Origin of the sequence: Pseudomonas rubra, from assembly GCF_028656935.1 — a bacterium.
Taxonomy (GTDB): Bacteria; Pseudomonadota; Gammaproteobacteria; order Pseudomonadales; family Pseudomonadaceae; genus Aquipseudomonas; species Aquipseudomonas rubra.
In genome coordinates, this window is sequence record NZ_JAMDGZ010000021.1 from 62,275 (window position 1) to 83,130 (window position 20,856).

Sequence of the window (20,856 nt, forward strand, 5' to 3'; positions counted from 1 at the left end):
GTTGCTGCCCTACCGCCTGGCGCGCCAGGCCGGCCTTGCCGTGGCCCCCGGGGCCAGCGGCTGGAGCCTGTGGCTGTGCGCGGATGCCGACAGCGACCAGTTGCAGGAACTGTTGCGGGTGCAAGGCCAGCCGGATGAGGTCTGCCACCTGGACCGCGCCAGTTTCGACAGCCAGTTGGGCCAGCTTTACCAGGCCGGCGAAGGGGCAACGGCAGCGTTGATCGAAGGCATTGGCGAGCAGGTCGACCTCGACGGCCTGATGAGCGAGATGCCGCGTATCGAAGACCTGCTGGAGAGCGACGACGAAGCCCCGGTGATCCGCCTGATCAACGGCCTGTTCGCCCAGGCGCTGCGTCTGCAGGCTTCGGACATTCATATCGAGACCTTCGAGCAGAGCCTGGTGGTGCGTCTGCGCGTCGATGGCCATCTGCGCGAAGTGCTGCGTCCGCCCCGGGCGTTGTCGGCGATGCTGGTGTCGCGGATCAAGGTCATGGCCCGGCTGGATATTGCCGAGAAGCGCCAGCCCCAGGATGGCCGTATCACCCTGCGCTCGGCCGGGCGCGAAGTGGACGTGCGGGTCTCGACCCTGCCAGGTATTCACGGCGAGCGGGTGGTGATGCGCGTGCTCGACAAGCAGGCGAGCCTGCTGGCGCTGGCCAACCTGGGCATGCCGGCGGCGGTGGAGCAGGGCCTGCGCGCGTGCCTGGCGCGGCCTAACGGGATTGTCCTGAGCACCGGGCCGACCGGTTCGGGCAAGACCACCACCCTGTACGCCAGCCTCAACAGCCTCAATGACGGTAGCCGCAATATCCTGACCGTGGAAGACCCGGTCGAGTACGCCATTGCCGGCATCGGCCAGACCGCAATCAATCCGCGCGCCGGGCTGACGTTCGCCACCGGCCTGCGGGCGATCCTGCGCCAGGACCCGGACGTGATCATGCTCGGCGAGATCCGTGACCGCGAGACCGCGCAGATCGCCGTGCAGGCCAGCCTTACCGGTCACCTGGTGCTGTCGACCCTGCACACCAACAGCGCCGTGGGCGCGGTGACGCGCTTGCGCGACATGGGTATCGAACCTTTTCTTATCGCCTCGTGCCTGCGCGGTGTGATGGCCCAGCGCCTGGTACGGCGCCTGTGCAGCTGTGCCAGGCCACAACCGTTGCAAGCCGCCGAGCGTCAGCTGTGGCCTGAACTGGCTGGCCTGAGCCAGAGCTTTCATGCGGTCGGTTGCGAACAGTGCCAAGGCACGGGCTATCGCGGCCGGCTCGGCCTTTACGAGTTCATCGAACTGGACGCCGGGTTGATCGGCCTGCTCTACGACGGCGCCAGTGAGGTGGCGATGCAGGAACACTTGAATGGGCGTCGGCAAAGCCTCGCCGGCATGGCCAGCGAGTGCCTGCGCCAGGGGCAGACCAGCCTTGCCGAAGTGCTGCGCGCGGTGCAGGGCTAAGCCATGCCGACCTTTCGTTACCAGGCCGTGGACCTCGGTGGGCGCACGCGCAAGGCCAGTATCCAGGCCGACAGCGAGCGCCATGCGCGGCAGTTGCTGCGCGAGCAGGGATTGTTCGCTCGCCAGTTGCAGCGCCACGAGGCTGGCAATGCGCAGCCGCGACGCCAGAGGGTCAGCCGCGCCCAGTTGTGCGAACTGACCCGGCAACTGGCAACCCTGACCGGTGCCGGCATCCCCCTGGTGGATGCCTTGGCGACCCTCGAGCGGCAGTTGGTGGAGCCGGCCTTGCGCAACCTGCTGGTGGCCGTGCGTGGATCCCTCGCCGAAGGCCTGAGCCTGGCCCGCAGTCTTGCGCGCCAGGGTGGCCTGTTTTCCGGCTTGTATTGCGCGCTGGTCGAGGCCGGCGAGCGCTCCGGGCGCCTGGCCCAGGTGCTGGAGCGCCTGGCCGAGCACCTGGAACAGGTCCAGCGCCAGCAGCACAAGGCTCGTACGGCCCTGATCTACCCCTGTGTACTGATGGGCGTGTCGCTGGCGGTGGTGGTCGGCCTGATGACGTTCGTGGTGCCCAAACTCACCGAGCAGTTTGCTCACTCCGGGCAGAGCCTGCCGTGGATCACCTCGCTGCTGATCGGCATCAGCGACCTGCTGGTGTTGGTCGGCCCCTGGCTGTTGTTTTTTTTGGGAGGGGCATCGGTGCTCGGTGCCTGGCTGTTGCGCCGCCCGCACTGGCGCTTGCGCCGCGATGATCTGCTGCTGCGCCTGCCCCGGGTTGGCGCGCTGCTGGCGGTGCTGGAGAGCGCACGCTTGTCGCGCAGCCTGGCGATTCTGGCCGGCAGCGGCGTGCCATTGCTCGAAGCCCTGCAAGTGGCCACGGCCACGGTCAACAACCGGCGTATCCACCTGGCCCTGCAACGGGTTGGCAGCGAGGTGCAAGGCGGCGTCAGCCTGCACCGGGCACTGGATGCCAGCGGTCATTTTTCGCCGTTGCTGCTGAACATGGTCGCCAGCGGCGAGGCCAGCGGCACTTTGCCGGACATGCTCGAACGGGTCGCCGACAACCAGGAGCGTGGCTTCGCCCGCCAGGTCGATAGCTCCATGGCGCTGTTCGAGCCGCTGATGATCCTGGTGATGGGCGCGGTGGTGCTGTTCATCGTCCTCGCCGTGCTGTTGCCGATCATGCAGCTCAACCAGGGACTGACACTTTGAAAAGGAGCAAGACCATGCACAGCCCACGTGCGCGTCAGCGCGGCTTTACCCTGATGGAAATCATGGTGGTGATCTTCATCATCGGCCTGTTGATCGCCGTGGTCGCGCCCAGCGTGCTTGGCAGCCAGGACAAGGCCATGAAACAGAAGGTCATGGCCGACCTGTCGACCCTGGAGCAGGCGCTGGACATGTACCGCCTCGACAACCTGCGCTTTCCGTCCGCCGAGCAGGGGCTGTCGGCGCTGGTCAGCAAGCCTTCGCTCGAACCGCTGCCACGGGCCTGGCGCGCCGATGGCTACATTCGTCGCCTGCCGCAGGACCCATGGGGCACGCCGTATCAGTACCGGGCGCCAGGCCAGCACGGGCGCATCGATATCTATTCGCTGGGCGCCGACGGCGTCGAGGGTGGCGAAGGTATCGAGGCCGACCTGGGTAACTGGGAACTCTAGGCATGCGCGGTGAGCGTGGTTTTACCTTGTTGGAAATGCTGGTGGTGCTGCTGATCGCCGGGCTCATGAGTGCCTTGAGCATTGCCTGGCTCGACACTGGCAAGGCGCCGCTGCAGCAGGCCCTTGAGCGCCTGGCCAGTGCCAGCCGGCAGCAGGCTGAACTGGCGCGGCATGGCGGCGAGATTCGCGGCCTGCGCTGGAGTGGCAACCGGCCCGAGTTTGTCCGTTGGGTCAATGCCCGCTGGCAGGCAGAAAAGGTCGCGCTGGGGGACTGGCCGCAGGCGTTGCAGGTGGACTGGGCCAACAGCCAGGAACCACGCTGGGTGTTTACTCCCTCGGGCGTTGAGCGCAGCGCCGTGTTGAACTGGCACTGGCCAGATGGCAGCGAGCGTTGGCAGTGGAGCAGCGATGGTCAACTGCGCAGGTCGCCCTTGTGAAAGCGGGCCAGCGGGGCTTTACCCTGCTCGAAGTGACCGTGGCCCTGGGGATCGCCGCCGCCCTGGCGATCATGACCAGCCAGGTGCTGCGCCAACGCCTGGCCGTACAGCAGAGCGTGCAGCAGCATCGCCTCGGGGTGTTCTGTGCCCGCGAGCTGCAAGCGCGTTTCACCGTGGAGCGGTACTGGCCGATGCAGAGCTCCAGCACCGGGCAACTGCAGCAGGGCGACGGCCAATGTCATTGGCAATTGCAACTGGCTTCGACCGGGGTGCGAAATCTGCGTCGAGGGGAGTTGCGCCTGTTCGGCGACCGTGACGGACGTGACCCGCTCGGCCAGTACCGAATCTTTCTGGTGCGGCCATGAAGCGCCGTCAGCGGGGCCTGACCCTGCTCGAACTGCTGGTCGCCCTGGCCCTGACCGCCGTACTGGGGATCTTGCTGGCGGCGCTGGTCAATGCCTGGGTTGGGGTCAGGGAGCGGCTGGAGCAACCTGCCCAGGCCTCGCCGGTGCTGAACTTCTGCCTGGCCCTGGAGCGACGTTTCGACGTCACGGTGCTGCGTCAGCTCTACGAGCAGCGCCTGCCACTGGCAATCAACTGGCTGGACTGGCAACCCGCCGCCTTGCAATTGCAATGGGTGGCCCGCAGTGCCTGGCCGCAAGCCGAAGGCGGTTCGCGTCTGCAGCGCCAACGCCTGAGTTACGACGCGCGTGGGCAACGGCTGCTGCTGGAAACCTCCGCCGACCTGTATGCGGTGGGTAAACCGCAGTGGCGTGAACGCGATCAACTCGATCAGGTCACGGCGCCGAGCTTCGCGTTCTTTCAATCGGGCCGTTGGCTGGCCTTTCCTTCTACCGAGCGCTCCGCCCCGGATCGCGGCGTGCGGCTTGAGTTCAAGCGTGATGGAGCACCTTATGTCTGTACCTTCGCCCTGCCGGAGGCACCTTGATGAAATGGCTTGAGCGCTGGCAATCACCCAGGCCGAGCACATGGCTTTTGCTGCGCCCTGGCCCTGAACCGTCGCGCTGGAACTGGCTACTGGAGGGCGGTCAGGTGCGTGAGGAGGGTGAGGGGCCGCCGCCCTGTCGCGCAGGCATGCGCGTGGCACTGATTCTGCCGGGGCAGCAGTGCAGTCACTGTCAATTACCGGCGCCACCAGGCTTGAAACGTGAAGAGTGGCCATTGTTGCTCGAAGAGCGTTTGCTGCAGCCGGCCGAGTCCATCCGCTGCGGTTGTGTGTCACGCCAAGGTACGCAACTGGAACTGGTCAGCGTTGATCGGGCGCTGCTGGAACAGTGGTTGGCACAATGCGCGGATTGGGGGCTGAATGTGGAGCGCTGCTGGGCCGAGTTTCAGTTGTTGCCCGAGACCCCGGCGGGCACTGCGCTGTGCTGGCAGCGCAGTACCGAGCTGTTGCTGTGCAAGGGTGCGACCGCGCAAGCACGTCAGCACTGGCTGGCCTGGCCAACCGCGCTGGGGGCGAACCTGCCGGCACCCTGGCCAAGCCTGCAATGCCAAGCGTTCGAGGGCAACTGGCCGCCGCGCTTGGCCGTACTGGAGCGTCTGCCCAGCCTGTTCGAGTTGCGTGCACCGCGCCGCTTGCAGCTGTCCATCGCCCGCGGCCATTGGCGACTGCTTGCCGCGTGCATGGTGCTGGGCATGCTCTGCAGTGGACTGTGGCTGACCCAGCAATGGCGCCAGAATGCACTGTACAAGGCGCAGGTGGTGGCGGTAACGGGCCCGGTCGATTCGCCGCGACAGGCAGCCCAGGCCCTCAAGCGCTTGCGCCAGGCGCAAGATAGCCAGCGCTTGCACCTGCGTCAGATAGCACAGGTGCAACTGGCACTGGAGCAGTGGCTGCAATCGCGCCCAGCCTGGCATCTGGTCGCCAGTGGTTTTGACGGGCAACGCTTGCGCATGCGTTTGCACGGCGATCAGCCGCCAGACATCGATACCTGGCAGAGCATTGCCGGCCAGCTCGACCTCAAGGTCGAAGCCACTGCCGTTGCCCGCGAACTGCAACTGGTCTTCGACCTGGGAGCGGCCTCATGAGGGAGTGGGCGCAGCGCCGTTGGCTGATGCCGGCGGCTTGGGCAATGATCGCAGGCTTGCTGCTGATGCTGGTGTTTCGCGAAGGTTCGGCACGCTGGCAGGACGCGCAGCAATGGCAGGCCCTGGCCCGCTCTGCAGTAGGCTTGCAGGCTGAGGCCGGGCTCGGCGTCGAGCGCCTGCAGCAGTCGGCGCAGGCGGGTAGCGTTGTGCTGAGCGAGGTGCTACCGCAAGCTGGCAGTTGGCAGATAAAGGGCCGTGCCGCGGATGAGCAGGCGCTGCAGAACTGGGTGCTGGTCTTGCAGGGCGAAGGCGCGCAGCCGCTGAGCTGGGCCCTTGAACACACTGAGTCGGGCATGGACTTCCAACTGGTGCTGCAACGATGAGGCGCGCGGCCTGGGTTGCCCTGGTGTTCTCACTGACCTTGCTGGTCGAACTGCCGGCCAGCTGGTTACTCAAACCGGTGGCCGCCCAGGGCGTTTCCGGTAGCCTGTGGCAAGGCCAGGCGCAACGTATCGGGCAGGTGGGACCGGTCGCCTGGCACTGGCAACCCTGGCGTTTGCAGGCACGGCTGAACATTGGCTTTCAAGGTCAGGATTGGCAGGTCAGGCTGGCCGGCTGGCCATGGGACTGGCAAGCGCGTGTCGAGCCTTTGGGCGTAATCGCCACAGAGCCTTCAAACTACCGGTTGAGCGGGGCGTGGAGGGGGCGGGTTGATGTTCAAGGTAGCGGTGGCCGATGCCGGGTGGGCGAGGGGGCGATTGGTGCGGCCGAGCTGATCCTGGTGTCACCCTGGTCGCTGTCGTTGGGCGCCAGCCAAGTGCGCATCGATTGCTCGACTGGGCTGCACTTGTTGGCGCAATTGCAACTTCAGGGCCAGCATCAGTTCAGTCTGGATGCCGACCTGATGCAAAGACGCGGGCGTTTGCAGGGAGTTGTAGAGCCCGGTGCGACCTTGGCGCCGCTGCTGCAAAGTGGCCAATGGCTCAAACCCGATCAATCTGGGTTGAGCCGCACGCTGAAGTGGTGAGTGGCCTCAGGGGCGGATCTCGATCATGGTGCCATCTGGCACCATGTTCCACACCTCGCGCATGTCGCGGTTGGTCATGGCAATACAGCCTTCGGTCCAGTCCAGGGTGTGGAACACCTCTTCGGGATATTCTTCGCTCAACGGTGTGCCGTGAATCATGATCATTCCGCCTGGCGGTACGCCTTCGCTGCGAGCGCGGGCGGCGTCGGTGATGTTCGGGTAGGACACGTGCATGGCCAGGTTGTAGCGGTCGCTCTGTTTGCGCCAGTCGATCCAGTAGAAGCCTTCAGGGGTGCGCTTGTCGCCTTCGCGCAGCTTGGCGCCCTTGGGCTGCTTGCCCAGGGAGATGCGGTAGGTCTTGAGCGGCGCGCCAGCGCTGATCAGTTGCAGGCGCCGTTCGGACTTGATCACCAGGATCTTTTCGATCATCGCAGGCTTGGGTGCTTGCGGTTGCAGCGGTGAAGGCGCGGTCTTGTCGACCGGCCGGGTGATGATGGTTTCGGTGAAACCCGCCTGGGACATCGAAGCCACACTGAGGCAGAAAAGGGCAAGCAACCAGCGCATGAAACGATATCCCTGAAGAAGCTAGGTGTTGGGTGGCCAGACGAGCATGGGTGAAAGGCATTCGTTGCCAATCGGGAAGCGCTGCTCGATGCGGTCACGATAATAGCATTCTAGGGTACGACTGACGGTGCGGAAAGCCAGCTCGTCCCACGGGATATCACTTTCGTCGAAAAGCCGCACTTCCAGGCTCTCGACGCCGACGGCGAAGTCCAGGTCGGCCAGTTCTGCGCGAAAGAACACATGGACCTGGTTGATGTGCGGCAGGTCGAACAGCTGGTAAAGAGCGGCTTCGCCGACACGGGCGCAGGCTTCCTCGATGGTTTCCCGGCGCGCGGCTTGTTCCACGGTCTCGCCGTTCTCCATGAAGCCTGCGGGCAAGGTCCAATAGCCGCGGCGCGGTTCGATTGCGCGGCGGCACAACAGCACCTGGCTGCCCCAGGTCGGCAGCACCCCGGCGACGATGTTGGGGTTCTGGTAATGAATGGTCTGGCAGTGATCGCAGACATAACGCAGGCGGCTATCGCCCTCGGGAATGCGCTGAATTACCTGATTGCCGCACGCGCTACAGAATTTCATGCTTTTATTCCTGTTAGGTGCGCCTATCTTGGCGCCACTCTCAGCGGGGCTGCAAGCGGGATCGGTGCCGGGGTTTCCCCGGGGGCTTGGGCGGCTCGCGGCTTTGGTGCATGATGCAGGGCAGGCTTTGGAATCGAGAGAGAGCAATGCTGGACGAGCTTCTTCGCCGCGTAAGCAGTCATACGCCGAGTACCCTGGAGACGGACCGACGTTTTCCCGAGGCCGCGGTGTTATTGCCCATCACGCGCAGCGAAGAGCCCGAACTGGTGTTGACCCTGCGCGCCAAGGGGTTGTCGACCCACGGTGGCGAGGTGGCGTTCCCGGGTGGGCGGCGCGACCCAGAGGATCCCGACCTGATCTTTACCGCCCTGCGCGAAGCCGAAGAAGAGATCGGCCTGCCACCTGGGCTGGTAGAAGTCATCGGTCCGTTGAGCCCGCTGATCTCCCTGCATGGTTTAAAGGTAACGCCTTTCGTCGGCCTGATCCCGGACTTTGTCGAGTACCAGGCCAACGATGCCGAGATCGCCGCGGTGTTTACCGTGCCCCTGGCGTTCTTCCGCCAGGACCCGCGTGACCATACCCACCGTATCGACTACCAGGGCCGCAGTTGGTACGTGCCCAGCTACCGTTACGGCGAGTACAAGATCTGGGGCCTGTCGGCGATCATGATCGTCGAGCTGGTCAACTTGCTTTACGATGCCAACATCAGCCTGCATCAGCCGCCTGAGCGCTTTACCCCTATTTGAGCGGGAGCACCCGCCGGCCACGCCACACCGTGAGGAACCACGCATGAAATACCGTCTGGGCGACCTGCGGGTCGAGACCCATCCGCGCAGCTGGGTTGCGCCGACTGCCACGCTGATCGGCAAGGTACGCCTGCAGGCGGGGGCCAACGTCTGGTTCGGTGCGGTGCTGCGCGGCGATAACGAACTGATCGACATCGGCGAGAACAGCAACGTCCAGGACGGCACGGTGATGCACACCGACATGGGCTCACCACTGACCCTGGGCAAGGGGGTGACCGTCGGGCATAACGCCATGCTCCATGGTTGCTCGGTCGACGACTACAGCCTGATCGGCATCAATGCGGTGATCCTCAACGGTGCGCGAATCGGCAAATATTGCATCATCGGCGCCAACACGCTGATCCCCGAAGGCAAGGAGATTCCCGACGGCTCACTGGTCATGGGCTCACCGGGCAAGGTGGTGCGCGAGCTGACCGAGGCGCAGAAAAGCATGCTCCAGGCCAGCGCCGCCCACTACGTACACAACGCCGAGCGCTACGCTCGTGATCTGGCCCCGCAGGAGGATTGATGAGCACGCCTGAACGCCCGGTAGCCTCGCCCTGCGTGCAGATCTGCGCGCTGGACGATGCCGACATCTGCACCGGCTGCCAGCGTACGGCGGCCGAAATCACCCGCTGGGGGCGGATGGATAACAGCGAGCGCCGTCAGGTGCTCAAGCTGTGCCATGAGCGCGCGGTGGCTGCCGGGCTGATGTTCAGCGTCGGCGCATGATCCGCCTCTTGGCCGCCGGCAGTCGCTGCAGTACCCTGTAGCGCTTGCCCAGCGGTTGACCCCATGTTCTTTCTGATTGCCTATATCAGCAGCGTAGTGCTGATCAACTACGCTTTCTCCAGTGCCCCGCACCTGGACGTCATCTGGTCCGCCTGGGGCGGGCTGGTGTTCATTCTGCGCGACATGGTCCAGACCCGCTTCGGCCATGGTGCGCTGGTGGCCATGCTGGCGGCCCTGGTGCTGTCGTACATCACCTCGGAGCCGGCCATCGCCCTGGCCAGTGCCAGCGCCTTTGCTGTGTCCGAGCTGATTGACTGGCTGGTGTTCACTATCACCAAGCGGCCGTTGCACGATCGCTTGTGGTTGAGTTCAGCGCTGAGCATCCCGGTCGACACCTTTATCTTCTTCGGCATGATCGGTGCCCTGACGCCAATCGTGGTCGGCACTGCCCTAGCTTCGAAATTCGCCGGGGTGACCGTGGTCTGGCTGGCCATGGCCTGGCGTGTGCGCAAGCGTGTGGTCACCGGCTAAGGCCGGCGACTGCAGTTCATGTAAAATGGCGCTCCTTTTCACCGGGTTGCACCGAGTACGGGGCGGCCCAGGATGTTCTTCCCTCTGAGGACCTGAAATGACCCGTATCGGAACCCCATTGTCGCCGACCGCGACCCGCGTACTGCTATGTGGCTGCGGCGAGCTGGGCAAGGAAGTAGTGATCGAGCTGCAACGCCTGGGCGTTGAAGTGATTGCCGTGGACCGTTACGCCAATGCCCCGGCCATGCAGGTGGCCCATCGCAGCCACGTGATCAACATGCTCGACGGCGCAGCCCTGCGGGCCGTGATCGAGGCCGAGAAACCGCACTACATCGTTCCGGAAATCGAAGCCATTGCCACCGCGACCCTGGTCGAGCTGGAGAACGAAGGTTTCACCGTGGTGCCGACCGCCCGTGCCGCGCAGTTGACCATGAACCGCGAAGGAATTCGTCGCCTGGCCGCCGAAGAACTCGACCTGCCGACCTCGCCCTATCATTTCGCCGATACCTTCGAGGAGTACTCCAAGGCTGTCGAAGACCTGGGCTTTCCGTGCGTGGTCAAACCGGTGATGAGCTCGTCGGGCAAGGGCCAGAGCCTGCTGCGCAGCAGCGATGATGTGCAGCAGGCTTGGGACTATGCCCAGGAAGGCGGGCGTGCCGGCAAGGGCCGGGTGATCATCGAGGGCTTTATCGACTTCGACTACGAAATCACCCTGCTGACCGTGCGTCATGTCGGCGGTACCACCTTCTGCGCACCGGTCGGTCACCGTCAGGAGAAGGGCGATTACCAAGAGTCCTGGCAGCCGCAGGCCATGAGCCCGGTGGCCCTGGCCGAGTCCGAGCGGGTGGCCAAGGCGGTTACCGAGGCGCTGGGTGGCCGTGGTTTGTTCGGGGTCGAGCTGTTCGTCAAAGGCGATCAGGTGTGGTTCAGCGAAGTTTCGCCGCGCCCACATGACACTGGCCTGGTGACGTTGATCTCCCAGGACCTGTCGCAGTTTGCCCTGCATGCGCGGGCGATCCTCGGCTTGCCGATCCCGCTGATTCGCCAGTTCGGGCCGTCGGCTTCGGCGGTGATCCTGGTTGAAGGCCAGTCGCAGCAGACCGCGTTCGCCAACCTGGGTGCGGCCCTGAGCGAGCCGGATACCGCGATTCGCCTGTTCGGCAAGCCTGAGGTCAATGGCCAGCGGCGCATGGGCGTGTGCCTGGCCCGTGACGAGTCGATCGAAGCCGCCCGGGCCAAGGCGACCCGTGCTTCTCAAGCGGTCAAGGTAGAGTTCTAAGCCTACAGCCCATCGCCGGCAAGGCCGGCTCCCACAATGGACCCTGTGGGAGCTGGCCTTGCCAGCGATGGGCTGCATAGCAGCCCCGCTTGTCAGAGCTCTGTGTGTCGGGTCTCTTTCAGGCACAACACCGCAATCAGGCTCAGCACAGCCGCCGCTGACACATACCCGCCGACCCAGCTCAAACCGCCCATCGCCACCAGCTTCTGGGCAAAGAAGGGCGCCGCCGAGGCGCCGACAATCCCGCCCAGGTTATAGGCCGCCGATGCTCCGGTGTAGCGCACGTGGGTGGGGAACAGCTCAGGCAGCAACGCCCCCATCGGGGCGAAGGTCACGCCCATCAAGAACAGTTCAATGGCCAGGAACAGCGCCACGCCGGTGGTCGAGCCCGAGGTCAGCAGCGGCTCCATGGTAAAGCCTGAAGCAATCGCCAGCACGCCGCCGACGATCAGCACCGGCTTGCGTCCGTAGCGGTCGCTGAGCCAGGCCGACAATGGCGTGGCCAGGGCCATGAACAGCACCGCAAAGCACAGCAGGCCGAGGAAGGTCTCGCGGCTGTAGCCCAGGGTCGAGACGCCGTAGCTGAGCGAAAACACCGTCGAGATGTAGAACAGCGCATAGCACACCACCATCGCCCCAGCCCCCAGCAGAGTAGGGGCCCAGTACTGGGCGAACAGCTCGACCACTGGCATTTTTACCCGCTCATGACGGGCCACGGCCTTGGCGAAGACCGGCGTCTCTTCCAGCTTCAGGCGTACGTACAGGCCGACCATGACCAGCGCGGCGCTGAGCAGGAACGGGATGCGCCAGCCCCAACTGCGAAACTGCTCGTCGCTCAGGAGCATGGCCAGGGCCAGAAACAGGCCATTGGCCGCCAGAAAACCGATGGAAGGCCCCAGTTGCGGGAACATGCCGAACCAGGCGCGCTTGCCCTTGGGTGCGTTCTCGGTGGCCAGCAGTGCGGCGCCGCCCCATTCACCGCCTAAGCCCAGGCCCTGGCCGAAACGTAGTACGCAGAGCAGGATCGGTGCCCAGGCACCAATGCTGTCGTAGCCGGGCAACACACCGATCAGGGTGGTACACACACCCATCAGCAGCAGCGAAGCCACCAGGGTCGATTTGCGGCCGATCCGGTCGCCAAAGTGGCCAAACAGCGCCGAACCCAGGGGGCGGGCGAGAAAGGCGATGCCGAAGGTCAGGAACGCCGAGAGCATCTGTGCGGTGCCGGAGGTCTGCGGAAAGAACACCGGGCCGATCACCAGCGCCGCCGCGGTGGCGTACACATAGAAGTCGTAGAACTCGATGGCGGTGCCAATGAAGCTGGCCGTGGCGACCCGTGCCGGCGAATTGCCGGGGCTGGCCTGGGTGGTATCGGAATAGGTGCTGCTGGTTGTCATACAGTTATCCCTGACAGTCGATTGCTCCATGGGCATGGCCCCAACCTGTTTGAACAGGCAGGCAAACGCGTGCGCCGAAGCGAATTGTTATGGTCGCGTGACAGAACATACGCCTTTTGGGGATAGGGGCGGGCGCGGGCAAGGTTCGGGGTGTGAACCAGTACCGCTATTGCGCGCAATGTTCAGTCATGACTTGCCGTGTGACGCCGGTGCGGTTGGCGGGCGAGACGGCCGGGGCTGGGTAAGCGTGATGGCAGTATAGCTAGCGCTTGAGCGTCCAGACCAGTATGCGGCTGGCACAATTGTCTTCGGTTTCGAGGATTTCCAGGCGATATCGGCCGATTTTCAGACATACCGCGCTGGCCGGGATGCTTTCCAGGGCTTCGGTGACCAGGCCGTTGAGGGTTTTCGGCCCGTCGCTGGGCAGGTGCCAGCCCAAGGTGCGGTTGAGTTCACGGATCGATACGTTGCCTTCGATGACGAAGCGCCCGTCCGCCTGGGGGTGAATATGCGGGTTGGCGAGGCTGTGTTCGTCTTCGAATTCGCCGACGATTTCTTCGAGAATGTCTTCCAGGGTGACGATGCCGAGCACTTCGCCGTACTCGTCAACCACCACTCCCAGGCGCCGCTGCTGTTTGTGGAAATTCAGCAATTGCAGCTGCAGCGGGGTGCTTTCCGGGACGAAGTAGGGTTCGTAGCAGGCCGCTTGCAGTGCTTCGCGGGTCAGCTCGGCCTTTGGCAGCAGGTGGCTGATCAGCTTGGTGTTGAGGACTGCCTCGACCTGATTGATGTCGCTGTGGAAGACTGGTAGGCGGGTGTGGCGGCTGATGATCAACTGTTCGATGATCACCTCGATCGGGTCATCAAGGTTGATGCCGTCGACATCGTTGCGTGGCACCAGGATGTCATTGACGGTGATCTTGTCCAGTGCCAGCAGGCTTTCGGGCAGGTTCAGGCTGCGTGAGGCGTCCGGCAGGTCGTCGGCGTAACTGTCGCTATCGTCGTTTTCGTGCACGGCCACTGCATGGCTTTGAACGCGAAACGGACGCAGCAGCAGGCGCGCACAGCCATCGAGTAGCCAGGCCAGGGGGTGCAGCAGCTTGAGGGGCACCTTGAGCAGGCTGTTGCCCAGGCCGATGAAGGCCTGCGGGTTGCGTCGGGCCAGTTGCCGTGGCAGGTATTCGGCGCTGATCAGCAGCAGCGCTGCGGCGCCCAGGCCGGCCAGCCAGAAGCCGTGCTCGCCGTTGTAACGCTGGCCCAGCAGGCAGGCCAGGGCCAGTACCAGCAGTTTGCCCAGGGTCGAGCACAGCACCAGGGCCTGGGGGCTGACAGCAAGTTCGGGGTGTTCGCCGGTCTGGCTGTTGCGTCGCGCGCTATTAAGCTGTTGCTGGGCGGCGTCCACCGCCGTGAACAGCGCCGACCAGAGCAGTGCCAGTGCCAATACGCCCAGTAGCGGTCCTAACGGCAGAACGTCCATTTAGCTGCGCCCGTCAGATGTGCAGGATGAATTCGCGTACCAGCTTGCTGCCGAAGTAGGCCAGCATCAGCAGGCAGAAACCGGCCAGGGTCCAGCGGATCGCCTTGTGCCCGCGCCAACCCAGGCGGGTGCGGCCCCACAACAGCACGCTGAAGACGATCCAGGCCAGGCACGCCAGCAGGGTCTTGTGCACCAGGTGCTGGGCGAACAGGTTGTCGAGGAACAGCCAGCCGGAGATCAGCGACAGCGAGAGCAGGCCCCAACCGGCCCAGAGGAAGCCGAACAGCAAGCTTTCCATGGTTTGCAGTGGCGGGAAGTTCTTGATCAGCCCTGAGGGGTGCTTGTGCTTGAGCTGGTGATCCTGCAACAGCAACAACAAAGACTGGACCACCGCGATGGTGAACATGCCATAGGCCAGGATCGACAGCAGGATGTGTGCGAGGATGCCTGGCTGTTCGTTGATCAATGGCACCGTGCCGGGCGGCGCGAACTGGGAGATCAGGGCCGTGGCCATGCCCAGCGGGAACAGCAACAGCAGCAGGTTCTCCACCGGGATGCGCAGGCAGGCCAGCAGGGTCAGGGCGATCACCGCAGTGGCGATCAGGCTGGCGGCACTGAAAAAGTCCAGGCTCAGGCCCAGGGGCGTGAGCAGTTGCCAGCACAGCGCAGTGCCCTGGGCAATGACCGCCAGCGCGCCAAGCAGGCCAAGCAGGCGTTTGTCGGCCTTGGTGCCTTTAGCCAGGCGCGAGCCTTGATAGAAGGTCGCGGCGGCATACAGGCAGGCGGCGATGAGATTGGGTAGCAAGCTGGGTGACAAGGGGAGCATAAGTCCTGTTAGGCAAGCCCGAAAGGGAATGAGTTTGGCATAGATCGCGCCCGCCTAGGAAGACTGCCAGCCGACGGCATGGTGTGCGCTGGGCCAAGTCTTCGTTATAATCGCCGGCCTGCCCCTGCCCAAGGCCGGCCGAATACGCCAGAGGCAGCTGATAAACCTCGGTTCTACGGAGCCCGAAAGGATCACCATGTTTGAAAACCTGACCGACCGTCTGTCACAGACGCTGCGCCATGTCACCGGCAAGGCCAAGCTGACCGAAGACAACATCAAAGACACCCTGCGTGAAGTGCGCATGGCGTTGCTCGAGGCTGACGTCGCCCTGCCGGTGGTCAAGGATTTCGTCAACAAGATCAAGGAGCGTGCGGTCGGCACCGAGGTGTCGCGCAGCCTGACTCCGGGCCAGGCGTTCGTGAAGATCGTCCAGGCCGAACTCGAAGGCCTGATGGGCGCGGCCAACGAAGACCTGGCGCTCAATGCCGCGCCGCCTGCGGTGGTGCTGATGGCCGGTCTGCAGGGCGCGGGCAAGACCACCACCGCCGGCAAGCTGGCGCGATTCCTCAAGGAGCGCAAGAAGAAGAGCGTGATGGTGGTGTCGGCCGACGTCTACCGTCCGGCGGCGATCAAGCAGCTGGAAACCCTGGCGAGCGACATCGGCGTGACCTTCTTCCCGTCGGACATCAGCCAGAAGCCGGTGGCCATCGCTGAAGCGGCGATTCGCGAAGCCAAGCTCAAGTTCATCGACGTGGTCATCGTCGACACAGCCGGTCGTCTGCACATCGACACCGAGATGATGACCGAGATCAAGGACCTGCACGCTGCGGTCAAGCCGATCGAGACGCTGTTCGTGGTCGACGCCATGACCGGTCAGGACGCCGCCAATACGGCCAAGGCCTTTGGCGATGCGCTGCCATTGACCGGTGTGATCCTGACCAAGGTCGACGGTGACGCCCGTGGAGGTGCTGCGCTGTCGGTCCGCGCCATCACCGGTAAGCCGATCAAGTTCATCGGTATGGGCGAGAAGAGCGAAGCGCTCGAACCGTTCCACCCGGACCGTATCGCTTCGCGAATCCTGGGCATGGGCGACGTGCTCAGCCTGATCGAGCAGGCCGAACAGACCCTCGACAAGGAAAAGGCCGACAAACTGGCCAAGAAGCTGAAGAAGGGCAAGGGCTTCGACCTCGAAGACTTCCGCGACCAGCTGCAACAAATGAAGAACATGGGTGGCCTGGGCGGCCTGATGGACAAGCTGCCGAGCATCGGCGGCGTCAACCTGGCCCAGATGGGCAGCGCCCAGGGCGCCGCCGAGAAGCAGTTCAAGCAGATGGAAGCGATCATCAACTCGATGACCCCGGCCGAGCGCCGCGACCCTGAGCTGATCAGCGGTTCGCGCAAACGCCGTATCGCCCTCGGCTCCGGCACCCAGGTGCAGGATATCGGCCGTCTGATCAAGCAGCACAAACAGATGCAGAAGATGATGAAGAAGTTTTCTGCCAAAGGCGGCATGGCCAAGATGATGCGCGGCCTCGGTGGCATGATGCCTGGCGGCGGCATGCCCAAGCTGTAACCCCATTCGGATCGGTGGCCGGGAAACGGGCCGCCGATCAGAATCCCGCCGCGGCGGGACAACGCTGCCTTTATAGAGAGGCGGCACTAACCGCAGATCGACAGGCAGGCCTTTTTACCCTGCGTAAAAAGGCATTTGCAAAAGTCCGTGTATTCCTTGAGAATATGCGGCCTTTCGGGCACCCGTGTGCCCGCTGTGCATTATGATTTGCAGCACCGACTACAGGAACGATGTTCAATGCTAACCATCCGTCTTGCCCGTGGTGGCTCTAAAAAGCGCCCATTCTACACCCTGACCGTGACCGACTCGCGTAACCCGGTTACCGGTTCGCACATCGAGCAGGTTGGTTTCTTCAACCCTATCGCTCGTGGCCAGGAAGTTCGCCTGTCCGTTAAGCAAGACCGCGTTGCTCACTGGCTGAGCGTTGGCGCACAGCCATCCGAGCGCGTTGCAAAACTGCTGAAAGATGCTGCCAAGGCTGCTGCCTGAACAGTATGAACGCGACGCCAGAAAAAGCTGATGACCTGATCGTTGTCGGCAAGATTTTTTCGGTTCACGGCGTTCGCGGCGAGGTGAAGGTCTTTTCCTTTACCGATCCGATTGAAAACCTGTTGGATTACCCGAACTGGACGCTTTGGCACGAAGGCAAGGTAAAACAGGTAGAGCTGGTCAGTGGCCGTTCCACTCAAAAGGACCTGGTCGCCAAGCTCAAAGGCCTCGACGATCGTGATGAAGCCCGTCTTCTGAGCGGTTATGAGATTTGTATCTCGCGAAGCCTTTTGCCCAACCTGTCTTCCGACGAGTACTACTGGTACCAGTTGGTGGGTCTGAAAGTCATCAATCAGGACGAACAGCTGTTCGGCAAGATTGATCACCTGTTGGAGACCGGCGCGAACGATGTAATGGTGGTCAAGCCCTGCGCGGGCAGCCTGGATGATCGAGAACGCCTGTTGCCCTATACCGAGCAATGCGTGTTGAAGATCGATCTGGTTGCAGGCGAAATGAGGGTCGAATGGGACGCGGACTTCTAAGCAATGGCCAGCCTGCGCGTAGACGTCATCACGCTGTTCCCCGAGATGTTCTCGGCCATCAGTGAGTACGGCATTACCAGCCGCGCGGTGAAACAGGGGTTGTTGCAACTGACCTGCTGGAACCCGCGGGACTACACCACAGATCGTCACCACACGGTGGATGATCGGCCGTTTGGCGGTGGTCCGGGCATGGTGATGAAGATCAAGCCTCTGGAAGACGCCCTGGTGAATGCCAGGCAGGCAACCGGAGAGGCGGCGAAGGTGATTTACCTGAGCCCACAAGGCCGCAAGCTGACTCAGTCGGCGGTCAAAGACCTGGCGAAGCACGAATCGTTGATTCTGATAGCCGGTCGATATGAAGGCATCGACGAGCGCTTTATTGAGGCTCATGTCGATGAAGAGTGGTCGATTGGAGACTATGTCCTGTCTGGCGGCGAGCTGCCGGCGATGGTCCTGATCGATGCGGTTACACGGCTGCTGCCCGGAGCTTTAGGGCATGCGGACTCGGCGGAGGAAGACTCCTTCACCGATGGTCTGCTTGATTGCCCGCACTACACCCGACCTGAGGTGTATGCGGATCAGCGTGTTCCCGACGTGTTGCTTAGTGGCAACCATGCACACATCCGGCGATGGCGTTTACAGCAGTCCCTTGGGCGGACCTATGAACGACGCGTCGATCTTCTGGAAAGTCGCTCACTTTCTGGAGAAGAGAAGAAGCTGCTGGCGGAATACCTCCGTGAGCGGGACGATAGTTAACGTATCGATGGTAAATCCAATTGGTTTACCTTAGGAGCACAGCATGACCAACAAAATCATTCTTGCACTCGAAGCAGAGCAGATGACCAAAGAGATCCCGACCTTTGCCCCGGGCGACACCGTTGTCGTTCAGGTGAAAGTGAAGGAAGGCGATCGTTCGCGTCTGCAGGCTTTCGAAGGCGTTGTCATTGCCAAGCGTAACCGTGGTGTGAACAGTGCTTTCACTGTTCGCAAGATCTCCAACGGTGTTGGCGTTGAGCGTACTTTCCAGACCTACAGCCCGCAAATCGACAGCCTGGCCGTGAAACGTCGTGGTGACGTGCGTAAAGCCAAGCTGTACTACCTGCGTGACCTGTCCGGTAAAGCCGCTCGCATCAAGGAAAAACTGTCCTGAGGACAGCTTGACCGGTGGCTACGGCCACCATGCGAAAAAAGCAGCCTTCGGGCTGCTTTTTTGTTGTCTGAATTTTGTCGTCCTATGTGAAGCCCATGAGCCCCAGAGAGCAGGAAATCGAACGCCGCACCGAACTGTCGGTGACCCGCGTGACCAAGGCGGTATTCCCGTCCACCACCAACCACCACAACACCCTGTTCGGCGGCACCGCACTGGCCTGGATGGACGAAGTCTCGTTCATCGCCGCCACACGCTTTTGTCGTTTGCCGCTGGTAACGGTGTCGACCGACCGTATCGACTTCAAGCACCCGATTGCCGCCGGCTCCATCGTCGAGTTGGTCGGGCGAGTAGTCACGGTGGGTAACACCAGCCTCAAGGTCGAGGTCGAGGTGTTTGTCGAAAGCATGAGCTGTGACAGCCGCGAAAAGGCCATTCATGGCCTGTTCAGCTTTGTTGCCATCGATGAAGACAAGCGCCCGGTGCCCGTTTTGCCAGGCTTCTAACCGCTTCTTCCCTCCTGCGGTTGAACCAACGCCACCAACGTCCAGCCGGGCCCCGGCTTGAGCACGCTGTCTGGTCCGAACACGTGCACCCAGCCACTGCCATCGCGGGCAAACAGCACGTTTGCCCGGTCTCCATGCAGCGCTTGGTAATCCGCCCAGGCAAAGCCTTCAGTGAGGTTGGTGCTGTACAGCTCGGCGCCCTTGTGCAGCATTGCAGCCAACTGCCCATAGGTCAGCGGCTGGCTCCCCAGTGTTTGCCCGCGGTGTTCGTCGCTGGCCCGGTGCTTGTCGCTACGCTTGGCCTCCAGGCCACTGGCCAGGACGAACAGCCGCTGCGCACCAAAGTCATGATGAAAGCGCGTGCAGGCCAGGGTATTGAGCTCTCCTGCGGGTGACAGCCCGAGCAGATGGCCCAGCCCGACCAGGTCCAGGTGAGCATCGGCATGTTGCGAGGCAGGGTGGCCGAAATAGGTCGGCAACCCCTCCATGCGCGCGGCGCGGATGTTCTCCCAGCTGGAATCGGCGAGCAGCACCCGGCAGTCGAGTTGCTGCAACGCCTTGGCCATGGCCCGGGCCGGTTGGTTGGCGCCGACGATCAGAAAGCCGCTGGGCGCCGGCTCCGCGACCTTGAGCAGGCGCGCCAAGGGGCGTGAGGTGGCGCTCTGCAGCACCACAGTGCCAATGATTACGGCGAAGGTCAGCGGCACCAGCAACAAAGCGCCTTGATGCCCGGTCTCGTGCAGGCGAATGGCAAAAATTGCCGACACCGCAGCGGCAACGATGCCCCGCGGGGCGATCCAGGCGAGCAGGGCACGTTCGCGCCAGTTCAATTGCGAGCCGAAGGTCGACAACGCGACGTTCAGCGGCCGTGCAACGAACTGGATGATCAGCAGCAAGGCCAGCACCGCCGGGCCCAGGCCGATCAGGGCGTCAAGGTCCAGGCGCGCCGCCAGGAGGATGAACAGCCCGGAGATCAGCAGCACGCTGAGGTTTTCCTTGAAGTGCAGGATCTGCCGCACGTCCACGCCTTTCATGTTGGCCAGCCACATGCCCATGAGGGTGACCGCCAGCAGCCCCGATTCGTGCATCACCTGGTTGGCGGCAATGAAAATCCCCAGCACTGCTGCCAGCGACGCCAGGTTGTGCAAATACTCCGGCAGCCACTGGTGGCGCATGACCTGGCCGAGCAACCAGCCACCGGCGACACCAAAAGCACTGCCGCAGGCAATCACCCCGGCAAAGGTCAGCAGGCTATGGCTCAAGCCATCCCCGGCGGCGCTGGCAATAATGAAGCTGTACACCACCACCGCCAGCAGTGCACCGATCGGGTCGATGACGATGCCCTCCCAGCGCAGGATGTTGGCAATCGTCGCTTTGGGCCGCACCACCCGCAGCATCGGGATGATCACGGTTGGCCCGGTGACCAGGGTCAGGGTGCCGAACAGAGTTGCCAGCAACCAGTCGAACCCCAGCAACCAATGGGTCGCCAGGGTGATCACCAACCAGGTCGACAACGCGCCGAGGGTGACCATGCGTTGCACCACGTTGCCGATGTCTTGCCATTGCGACAGGTGCAGGGTCAGGCTGCCTTCGAACAGGATCAGCGCCACCGCTAGCGACACCAGCGGCATCAGCAGCGGGCCGAACAGTGCTTGTGGGTCGAGCCAGCCCAACACGGGGCCGGCAAGAATGCCGCTGAGCAGCAGGAACAGGATCGCCGGTAGCTTCAGGCGCCAGGCCAGCCATTGGCAGCACAGCGCCGCCAGCCCTATCCCGCCAAATGCCAGCAATATCTGTTGTTCGTTCATTCG

26 protein-coding genes are annotated in these 20,856 nt (G+C 63.2%); 20 read left to right on the forward strand and 6 right to left on the reverse strand.

The window, feature by feature from the left end:
- Position 1: 1 nt before the first annotated feature.
- Genes M5G17_RS11270 through gspN form a run of 9 tightly spaced genes read left to right on the forward strand, consistent with a single transcriptional unit; the run spans position 2 to position 6,621 of the window.
- Positions 2–1,450 carry a GspE/PulE family protein gene (locus tag M5G17_RS11270; protein WP_273893045.1) on the forward strand — a complete coding sequence of 483 codons (1,449 nt, stop codon included), beginning with the start codon at positions 2–4 and terminating at the stop codon, positions 1,448–1,450.
- Positions 1,451–1,453: 3 nt separating this feature from the next.
- Positions 1,454–2,656: a type II secretion system inner membrane protein GspF gene (gene gspF / locus M5G17_RS11275; RefSeq protein ID WP_273892984.1), complete on the forward strand. Its 1,203-nt coding sequence runs from the start codon at positions 1,454–1,456 to the stop codon at positions 2,654–2,656.
- Positions 2,657–2,670: 14 nt separating this feature from the next.
- A complete protein-coding gene (gene gspG, locus M5G17_RS11280) occupies positions 2,671–3,105 on the forward strand; it encodes a type II secretion system major pseudopilin GspG (RefSeq protein WP_273892985.1) in 435 nt (144 codons plus the stop codon).
- 2 nt (positions 3,106–3,107) lie between these two features.
- Complete coding sequence (locus tag M5G17_RS11285; RefSeq protein WP_273892986.1) at positions 3,108–3,542, forward strand: prepilin-type N-terminal cleavage/methylation domain-containing protein; 435 nt, start codon at positions 3,108–3,110, stop codon at positions 3,540–3,542.
- Entirely contained in the window at positions 3,539–3,907 is a 369-nt protein-coding gene (locus tag M5G17_RS11290) for a type II secretion system protein GspI (RefSeq protein ID WP_273892987.1), read from the forward strand. Before M5G17_RS11285 ends, M5G17_RS11290 begins: the two co-directional genes overlap by 4 nt.
- Positions 3,904–4,491 (forward strand): prepilin-type N-terminal cleavage/methylation domain-containing protein, encoded by a 588-nt coding sequence (locus M5G17_RS11295; RefSeq protein WP_273892988.1) that lies wholly within the window; start codon positions 3,904–3,906, stop codon positions 4,489–4,491. Before M5G17_RS11290 ends, M5G17_RS11295 begins: the two co-directional genes overlap by 4 nt.
- Positions 4,491–5,594 carry a type II secretion system protein GspL gene (gene gspL, locus M5G17_RS11300; protein ID WP_273892989.1) on the forward strand — a complete coding sequence of 368 codons (1,104 nt, stop codon included), beginning with the start codon at positions 4,491–4,493 and terminating at the stop codon, positions 5,592–5,594. Before M5G17_RS11295 ends, gspL begins: the two co-directional genes overlap by 1 nt.
- Positions 5,591–5,977 carry a type II secretion system protein GspM gene (gene gspM, locus M5G17_RS11305; RefSeq protein WP_273892990.1) on the forward strand — a complete coding sequence of 129 codons (387 nt, stop codon included), beginning with the start codon at positions 5,591–5,593 and terminating at the stop codon, positions 5,975–5,977. The genes gspL and gspM overlap by 4 nt, the downstream gene beginning before the upstream one ends.
- The gene (gene gspN, locus M5G17_RS11310; RefSeq protein ID WP_273892991.1) at positions 5,974–6,621 is read left to right on the forward strand and encodes a type II secretion system protein N; all 648 of its coding nucleotides are present in this window, start codon (positions 5,974–5,976) and stop codon (positions 6,619–6,621) included. The genes gspM and gspN overlap by 4 nt, the downstream gene beginning before the upstream one ends.
- Positions 6,622–6,627: 6 nt before the next feature.
- On the opposite strand, the gene M5G17_RS11315 is transcribed toward gspN, so the two are convergent.
- On the reverse strand, positions 6,628–7,185 hold the full coding sequence (locus tag M5G17_RS11315) for a L,D-transpeptidase family protein (RefSeq protein ID WP_273892993.1): 558 nt from the start codon (positions 7,183–7,185) through the stop codon (positions 6,628–6,630).
- 21 nt (positions 7,186–7,206) lie between these two features.
- Positions 7,207–7,761 (reverse strand): NUDIX hydrolase, encoded by a 555-nt coding sequence (locus M5G17_RS11320; RefSeq protein ID WP_273892994.1) that lies wholly within the window; start codon positions 7,759–7,761, stop codon positions 7,207–7,209.
- A 146-nt stretch (positions 7,762–7,907) separates the two neighbouring features.
- Here M5G17_RS11320 and M5G17_RS11325 point away from each other — a divergent pair, with 146 nt between their 5' ends.
- The 5 genes from M5G17_RS11325 (at position 7,908) to purT (ending at position 11,088) form a co-directional block, all read left to right on the forward strand.
- Complete coding sequence (locus tag M5G17_RS11325) at positions 7,908–8,507, forward strand: CoA pyrophosphatase (protein ID WP_130263371.1); 600 nt, start codon at positions 7,908–7,910, stop codon at positions 8,505–8,507.
- Between the two features lie 43 nt (positions 8,508–8,550).
- Positions 8,551–9,075: a gamma carbonic anhydrase family protein gene (locus M5G17_RS11330; RefSeq protein ID WP_273892995.1), complete on the forward strand. Its 525-nt coding sequence runs from the start codon at positions 8,551–8,553 to the stop codon at positions 9,073–9,075.
- Positions 9,075–9,278, forward strand: coding sequence for a DUF1289 domain-containing protein (locus tag M5G17_RS11335; RefSeq protein WP_130263373.1), 204 nt, complete (start codon positions 9,075–9,077; stop codon positions 9,276–9,278). The genes M5G17_RS11330 and M5G17_RS11335 overlap by 1 nt, the downstream gene beginning before the upstream one ends.
- A 63-nt stretch (positions 9,279–9,341) precedes the next feature.
- Entirely contained in the window at positions 9,342–9,809 is a 468-nt protein-coding gene (locus M5G17_RS11340) for a preQ0 transporter (RefSeq protein ID WP_130263374.1), read from the forward strand.
- Between the two features lie 97 nt (positions 9,810–9,906).
- A complete protein-coding gene (gene purT, locus M5G17_RS11345) occupies positions 9,907–11,088 on the forward strand; it encodes a formate-dependent phosphoribosylglycinamide formyltransferase (RefSeq protein WP_273892996.1) in 1,182 nt (393 codons plus the stop codon).
- Positions 11,089–11,180: 92 nt separating this feature from the next.
- Here purT and M5G17_RS11350 read toward each other — a convergent pair whose 3' ends face one another.
- The 3 genes from M5G17_RS11350 to M5G17_RS11360 form a co-directional block, all read right to left on the reverse strand.
- Positions 11,181–12,485, reverse strand: a complete 1,305-nt coding sequence (locus M5G17_RS11350) for an MFS transporter (protein WP_273892997.1) — start codon at positions 12,483–12,485, stop codon at positions 11,181–11,183.
- Positions 12,486–12,747: 262 nt separating this feature from the next.
- Complete coding sequence (locus M5G17_RS11355) at positions 12,748–13,962, reverse strand: transporter associated domain-containing protein (RefSeq protein ID WP_273892998.1); 1,215 nt, start codon at positions 13,960–13,962, stop codon at positions 12,748–12,750.
- Positions 13,963–13,975: 13 nt separating this feature from the next.
- Complete coding sequence (locus tag M5G17_RS11360; protein WP_420793347.1) at positions 13,976–14,788, reverse strand: cytochrome C assembly family protein; 813 nt, start codon at positions 14,786–14,788, stop codon at positions 13,976–13,978.
- A 196-nt stretch (positions 14,789–14,984) separates the two neighbouring features.
- On the opposite strand from M5G17_RS11360, the gene ffh reads away from it, so the two are divergent.
- The 6 genes from ffh to M5G17_RS11390 all read left to right on the forward strand — a co-directional run bounded on the left by ffh (position 14,985) and on the right by M5G17_RS11390 (position 19,045).
- Positions 14,985–16,361, forward strand: coding sequence for a signal recognition particle protein (gene ffh / locus M5G17_RS11365; protein WP_273893000.1), 1,377 nt, complete (start codon positions 14,985–14,987; stop codon positions 16,359–16,361).
- Between the two features lie 237 nt (positions 16,362–16,598).
- A complete protein-coding gene (gene rpsP, locus M5G17_RS11370) occupies positions 16,599–16,850 on the forward strand; it encodes a 30S ribosomal protein S16 (protein ID WP_028942918.1) in 252 nt (83 codons plus the stop codon).
- 5 nt (positions 16,851–16,855) lie between these two features.
- Positions 16,856–17,392, forward strand: a complete 537-nt coding sequence (gene rimM, locus M5G17_RS11375) for a ribosome maturation factor RimM (protein WP_273893001.1) — start codon at positions 16,856–16,858, stop codon at positions 17,390–17,392.
- A gap of 3 nt (positions 17,393–17,395) precedes the next feature.
- A complete protein-coding gene (gene trmD / locus M5G17_RS11380) occupies positions 17,396–18,148 on the forward strand; it encodes a tRNA (guanosine(37)-N1)-methyltransferase TrmD (RefSeq protein ID WP_038996822.1) in 753 nt (250 codons plus the stop codon).
- A gap of 43 nt (positions 18,149–18,191) precedes the next feature.
- On the forward strand, positions 18,192–18,542 hold the full coding sequence (rplS, locus tag M5G17_RS11385) for a 50S ribosomal protein L19 (protein ID WP_130263381.1): 351 nt from the start codon (positions 18,192–18,194) through the stop codon (positions 18,540–18,542).
- Positions 18,543–18,637: 95 nt separating this feature from the next.
- Positions 18,638–19,045, forward strand: a complete 408-nt coding sequence (locus M5G17_RS11390) for an acyl-CoA thioesterase (protein WP_273893004.1) — start codon at positions 18,638–18,640, stop codon at positions 19,043–19,045.
- Here the strand turns inward: M5G17_RS11390 and M5G17_RS11395 are convergent.
- Positions 19,042–20,853, reverse strand: coding sequence for a cation:proton antiporter (locus M5G17_RS11395; protein ID WP_273893005.1), 1,812 nt, complete (start codon positions 20,851–20,853; stop codon positions 19,042–19,044). The genes M5G17_RS11390 and M5G17_RS11395 overlap by 4 nt on opposite strands.
- Positions 20,854–20,856: the final 3 nt, after the last annotated feature.

Excerpts from the sequence above, each read along its gene's own strand:
- gspF (WP_273892984.1), top strand. The coding sequence starts at position 1,454 with ATGCCGACCTTTCGTTACCAGGCCGTGGACCTCGGTGGGCGCACGCGC.
- gspG (WP_273892985.1), top strand. The coding sequence starts at position 2,671 with ATGCACAGCCCACGTGCGCGTCAGCGCGGCTTTACCCTGATGGAAATC.
- M5G17_RS11285 (WP_273892986.1), top strand. The coding sequence starts at position 3,108 with ATGCGCGGTGAGCGTGGTTTTACCTTGTTGGAAATGCTGGTGGTGCTG.
- M5G17_RS11295 (WP_273892988.1), top strand. The coding sequence starts at position 3,904 with ATGAAGCGCCGTCAGCGGGGCCTGACCCTGCTCGAACTGCTGGTCGCC.
- gspL (WP_273892989.1), top strand. The coding sequence starts at position 4,491 with ATGAAATGGCTTGAGCGCTGGCAATCACCCAGGCCGAGCACATGGCTT.
- gspM (WP_273892990.1), top strand. The coding sequence starts at position 5,591 with ATGAGGGAGTGGGCGCAGCGCCGTTGGCTGATGCCGGCGGCTTGGGCA.
- gspN (WP_273892991.1), top strand. The coding sequence starts at position 5,974 with ATGAGGCGCGCGGCCTGGGTTGCCCTGGTGTTCTCACTGACCTTGCTG.
- M5G17_RS11315 (WP_273892993.1), bottom strand. The coding sequence starts at position 7,185 with ATGCGCTGGTTGCTTGCCCTTTTCTGCCTCAGTGTGGCTTCGATGTCC.
- M5G17_RS11320 (WP_273892994.1), bottom strand. The coding sequence starts at position 7,761 with ATGAAATTCTGTAGCGCGTGCGGCAATCAGGTAATTCAGCGCATTCCC.
- M5G17_RS11325 (WP_130263371.1), top strand. The coding sequence starts at position 7,908 with ATGCTGGACGAGCTTCTTCGCCGCGTAAGCAGTCATACGCCGAGTACC.
- M5G17_RS11330 (WP_273892995.1), top strand. The coding sequence starts at position 8,551 with ATGAAATACCGTCTGGGCGACCTGCGGGTCGAGACCCATCCGCGCAGC.
- M5G17_RS11335 (WP_130263373.1), top strand. The coding sequence starts at position 9,075 with ATGAGCACGCCTGAACGCCCGGTAGCCTCGCCCTGCGTGCAGATCTGC.
- M5G17_RS11340 (WP_130263374.1), top strand. The coding sequence starts at position 9,342 with ATGTTCTTTCTGATTGCCTATATCAGCAGCGTAGTGCTGATCAACTAC.
- purT (WP_273892996.1), top strand. The coding sequence starts at position 9,907 with ATGACCCGTATCGGAACCCCATTGTCGCCGACCGCGACCCGCGTACTG.
- M5G17_RS11350 (WP_273892997.1), bottom strand. The coding sequence starts at position 12,485 with ATGACAACCAGCAGCACCTATTCCGATACCACCCAGGCCAGCCCCGGC.
- M5G17_RS11355 (WP_273892998.1), bottom strand. The coding sequence starts at position 13,962 with ATGGACGTTCTGCCGTTAGGACCGCTACTGGGCGTATTGGCACTGGCA.
- M5G17_RS11360 (WP_420793347.1), bottom strand. The coding sequence starts at position 14,788 with ATGCTCCCCTTGTCACCCAGCTTGCTACCCAATCTCATCGCCGCCTGC.
- ffh (WP_273893000.1), top strand. The coding sequence starts at position 14,985 with ATGTTTGAAAACCTGACCGACCGTCTGTCACAGACGCTGCGCCATGTC.
- rpsP (WP_028942918.1), top strand. The coding sequence starts at position 16,599 with ATGCTAACCATCCGTCTTGCCCGTGGTGGCTCTAAAAAGCGCCCATTC.
- rimM (WP_273893001.1), top strand. The coding sequence starts at position 16,856 with ATGAACGCGACGCCAGAAAAAGCTGATGACCTGATCGTTGTCGGCAAG.
- trmD (WP_038996822.1), top strand. The coding sequence starts at position 17,396 with ATGGCCAGCCTGCGCGTAGACGTCATCACGCTGTTCCCCGAGATGTTC.
- rplS (WP_130263381.1), top strand. The coding sequence starts at position 18,192 with ATGACCAACAAAATCATTCTTGCACTCGAAGCAGAGCAGATGACCAAA.
- M5G17_RS11390 (WP_273893004.1), top strand. The coding sequence starts at position 18,638 with ATGAGCCCCAGAGAGCAGGAAATCGAACGCCGCACCGAACTGTCGGTG.
- M5G17_RS11395 (WP_273893005.1), bottom strand. The coding sequence starts at position 20,853 with ATGAACGAACAACAGATATTGCTGGCATTTGGCGGGATAGGGCTGGCG.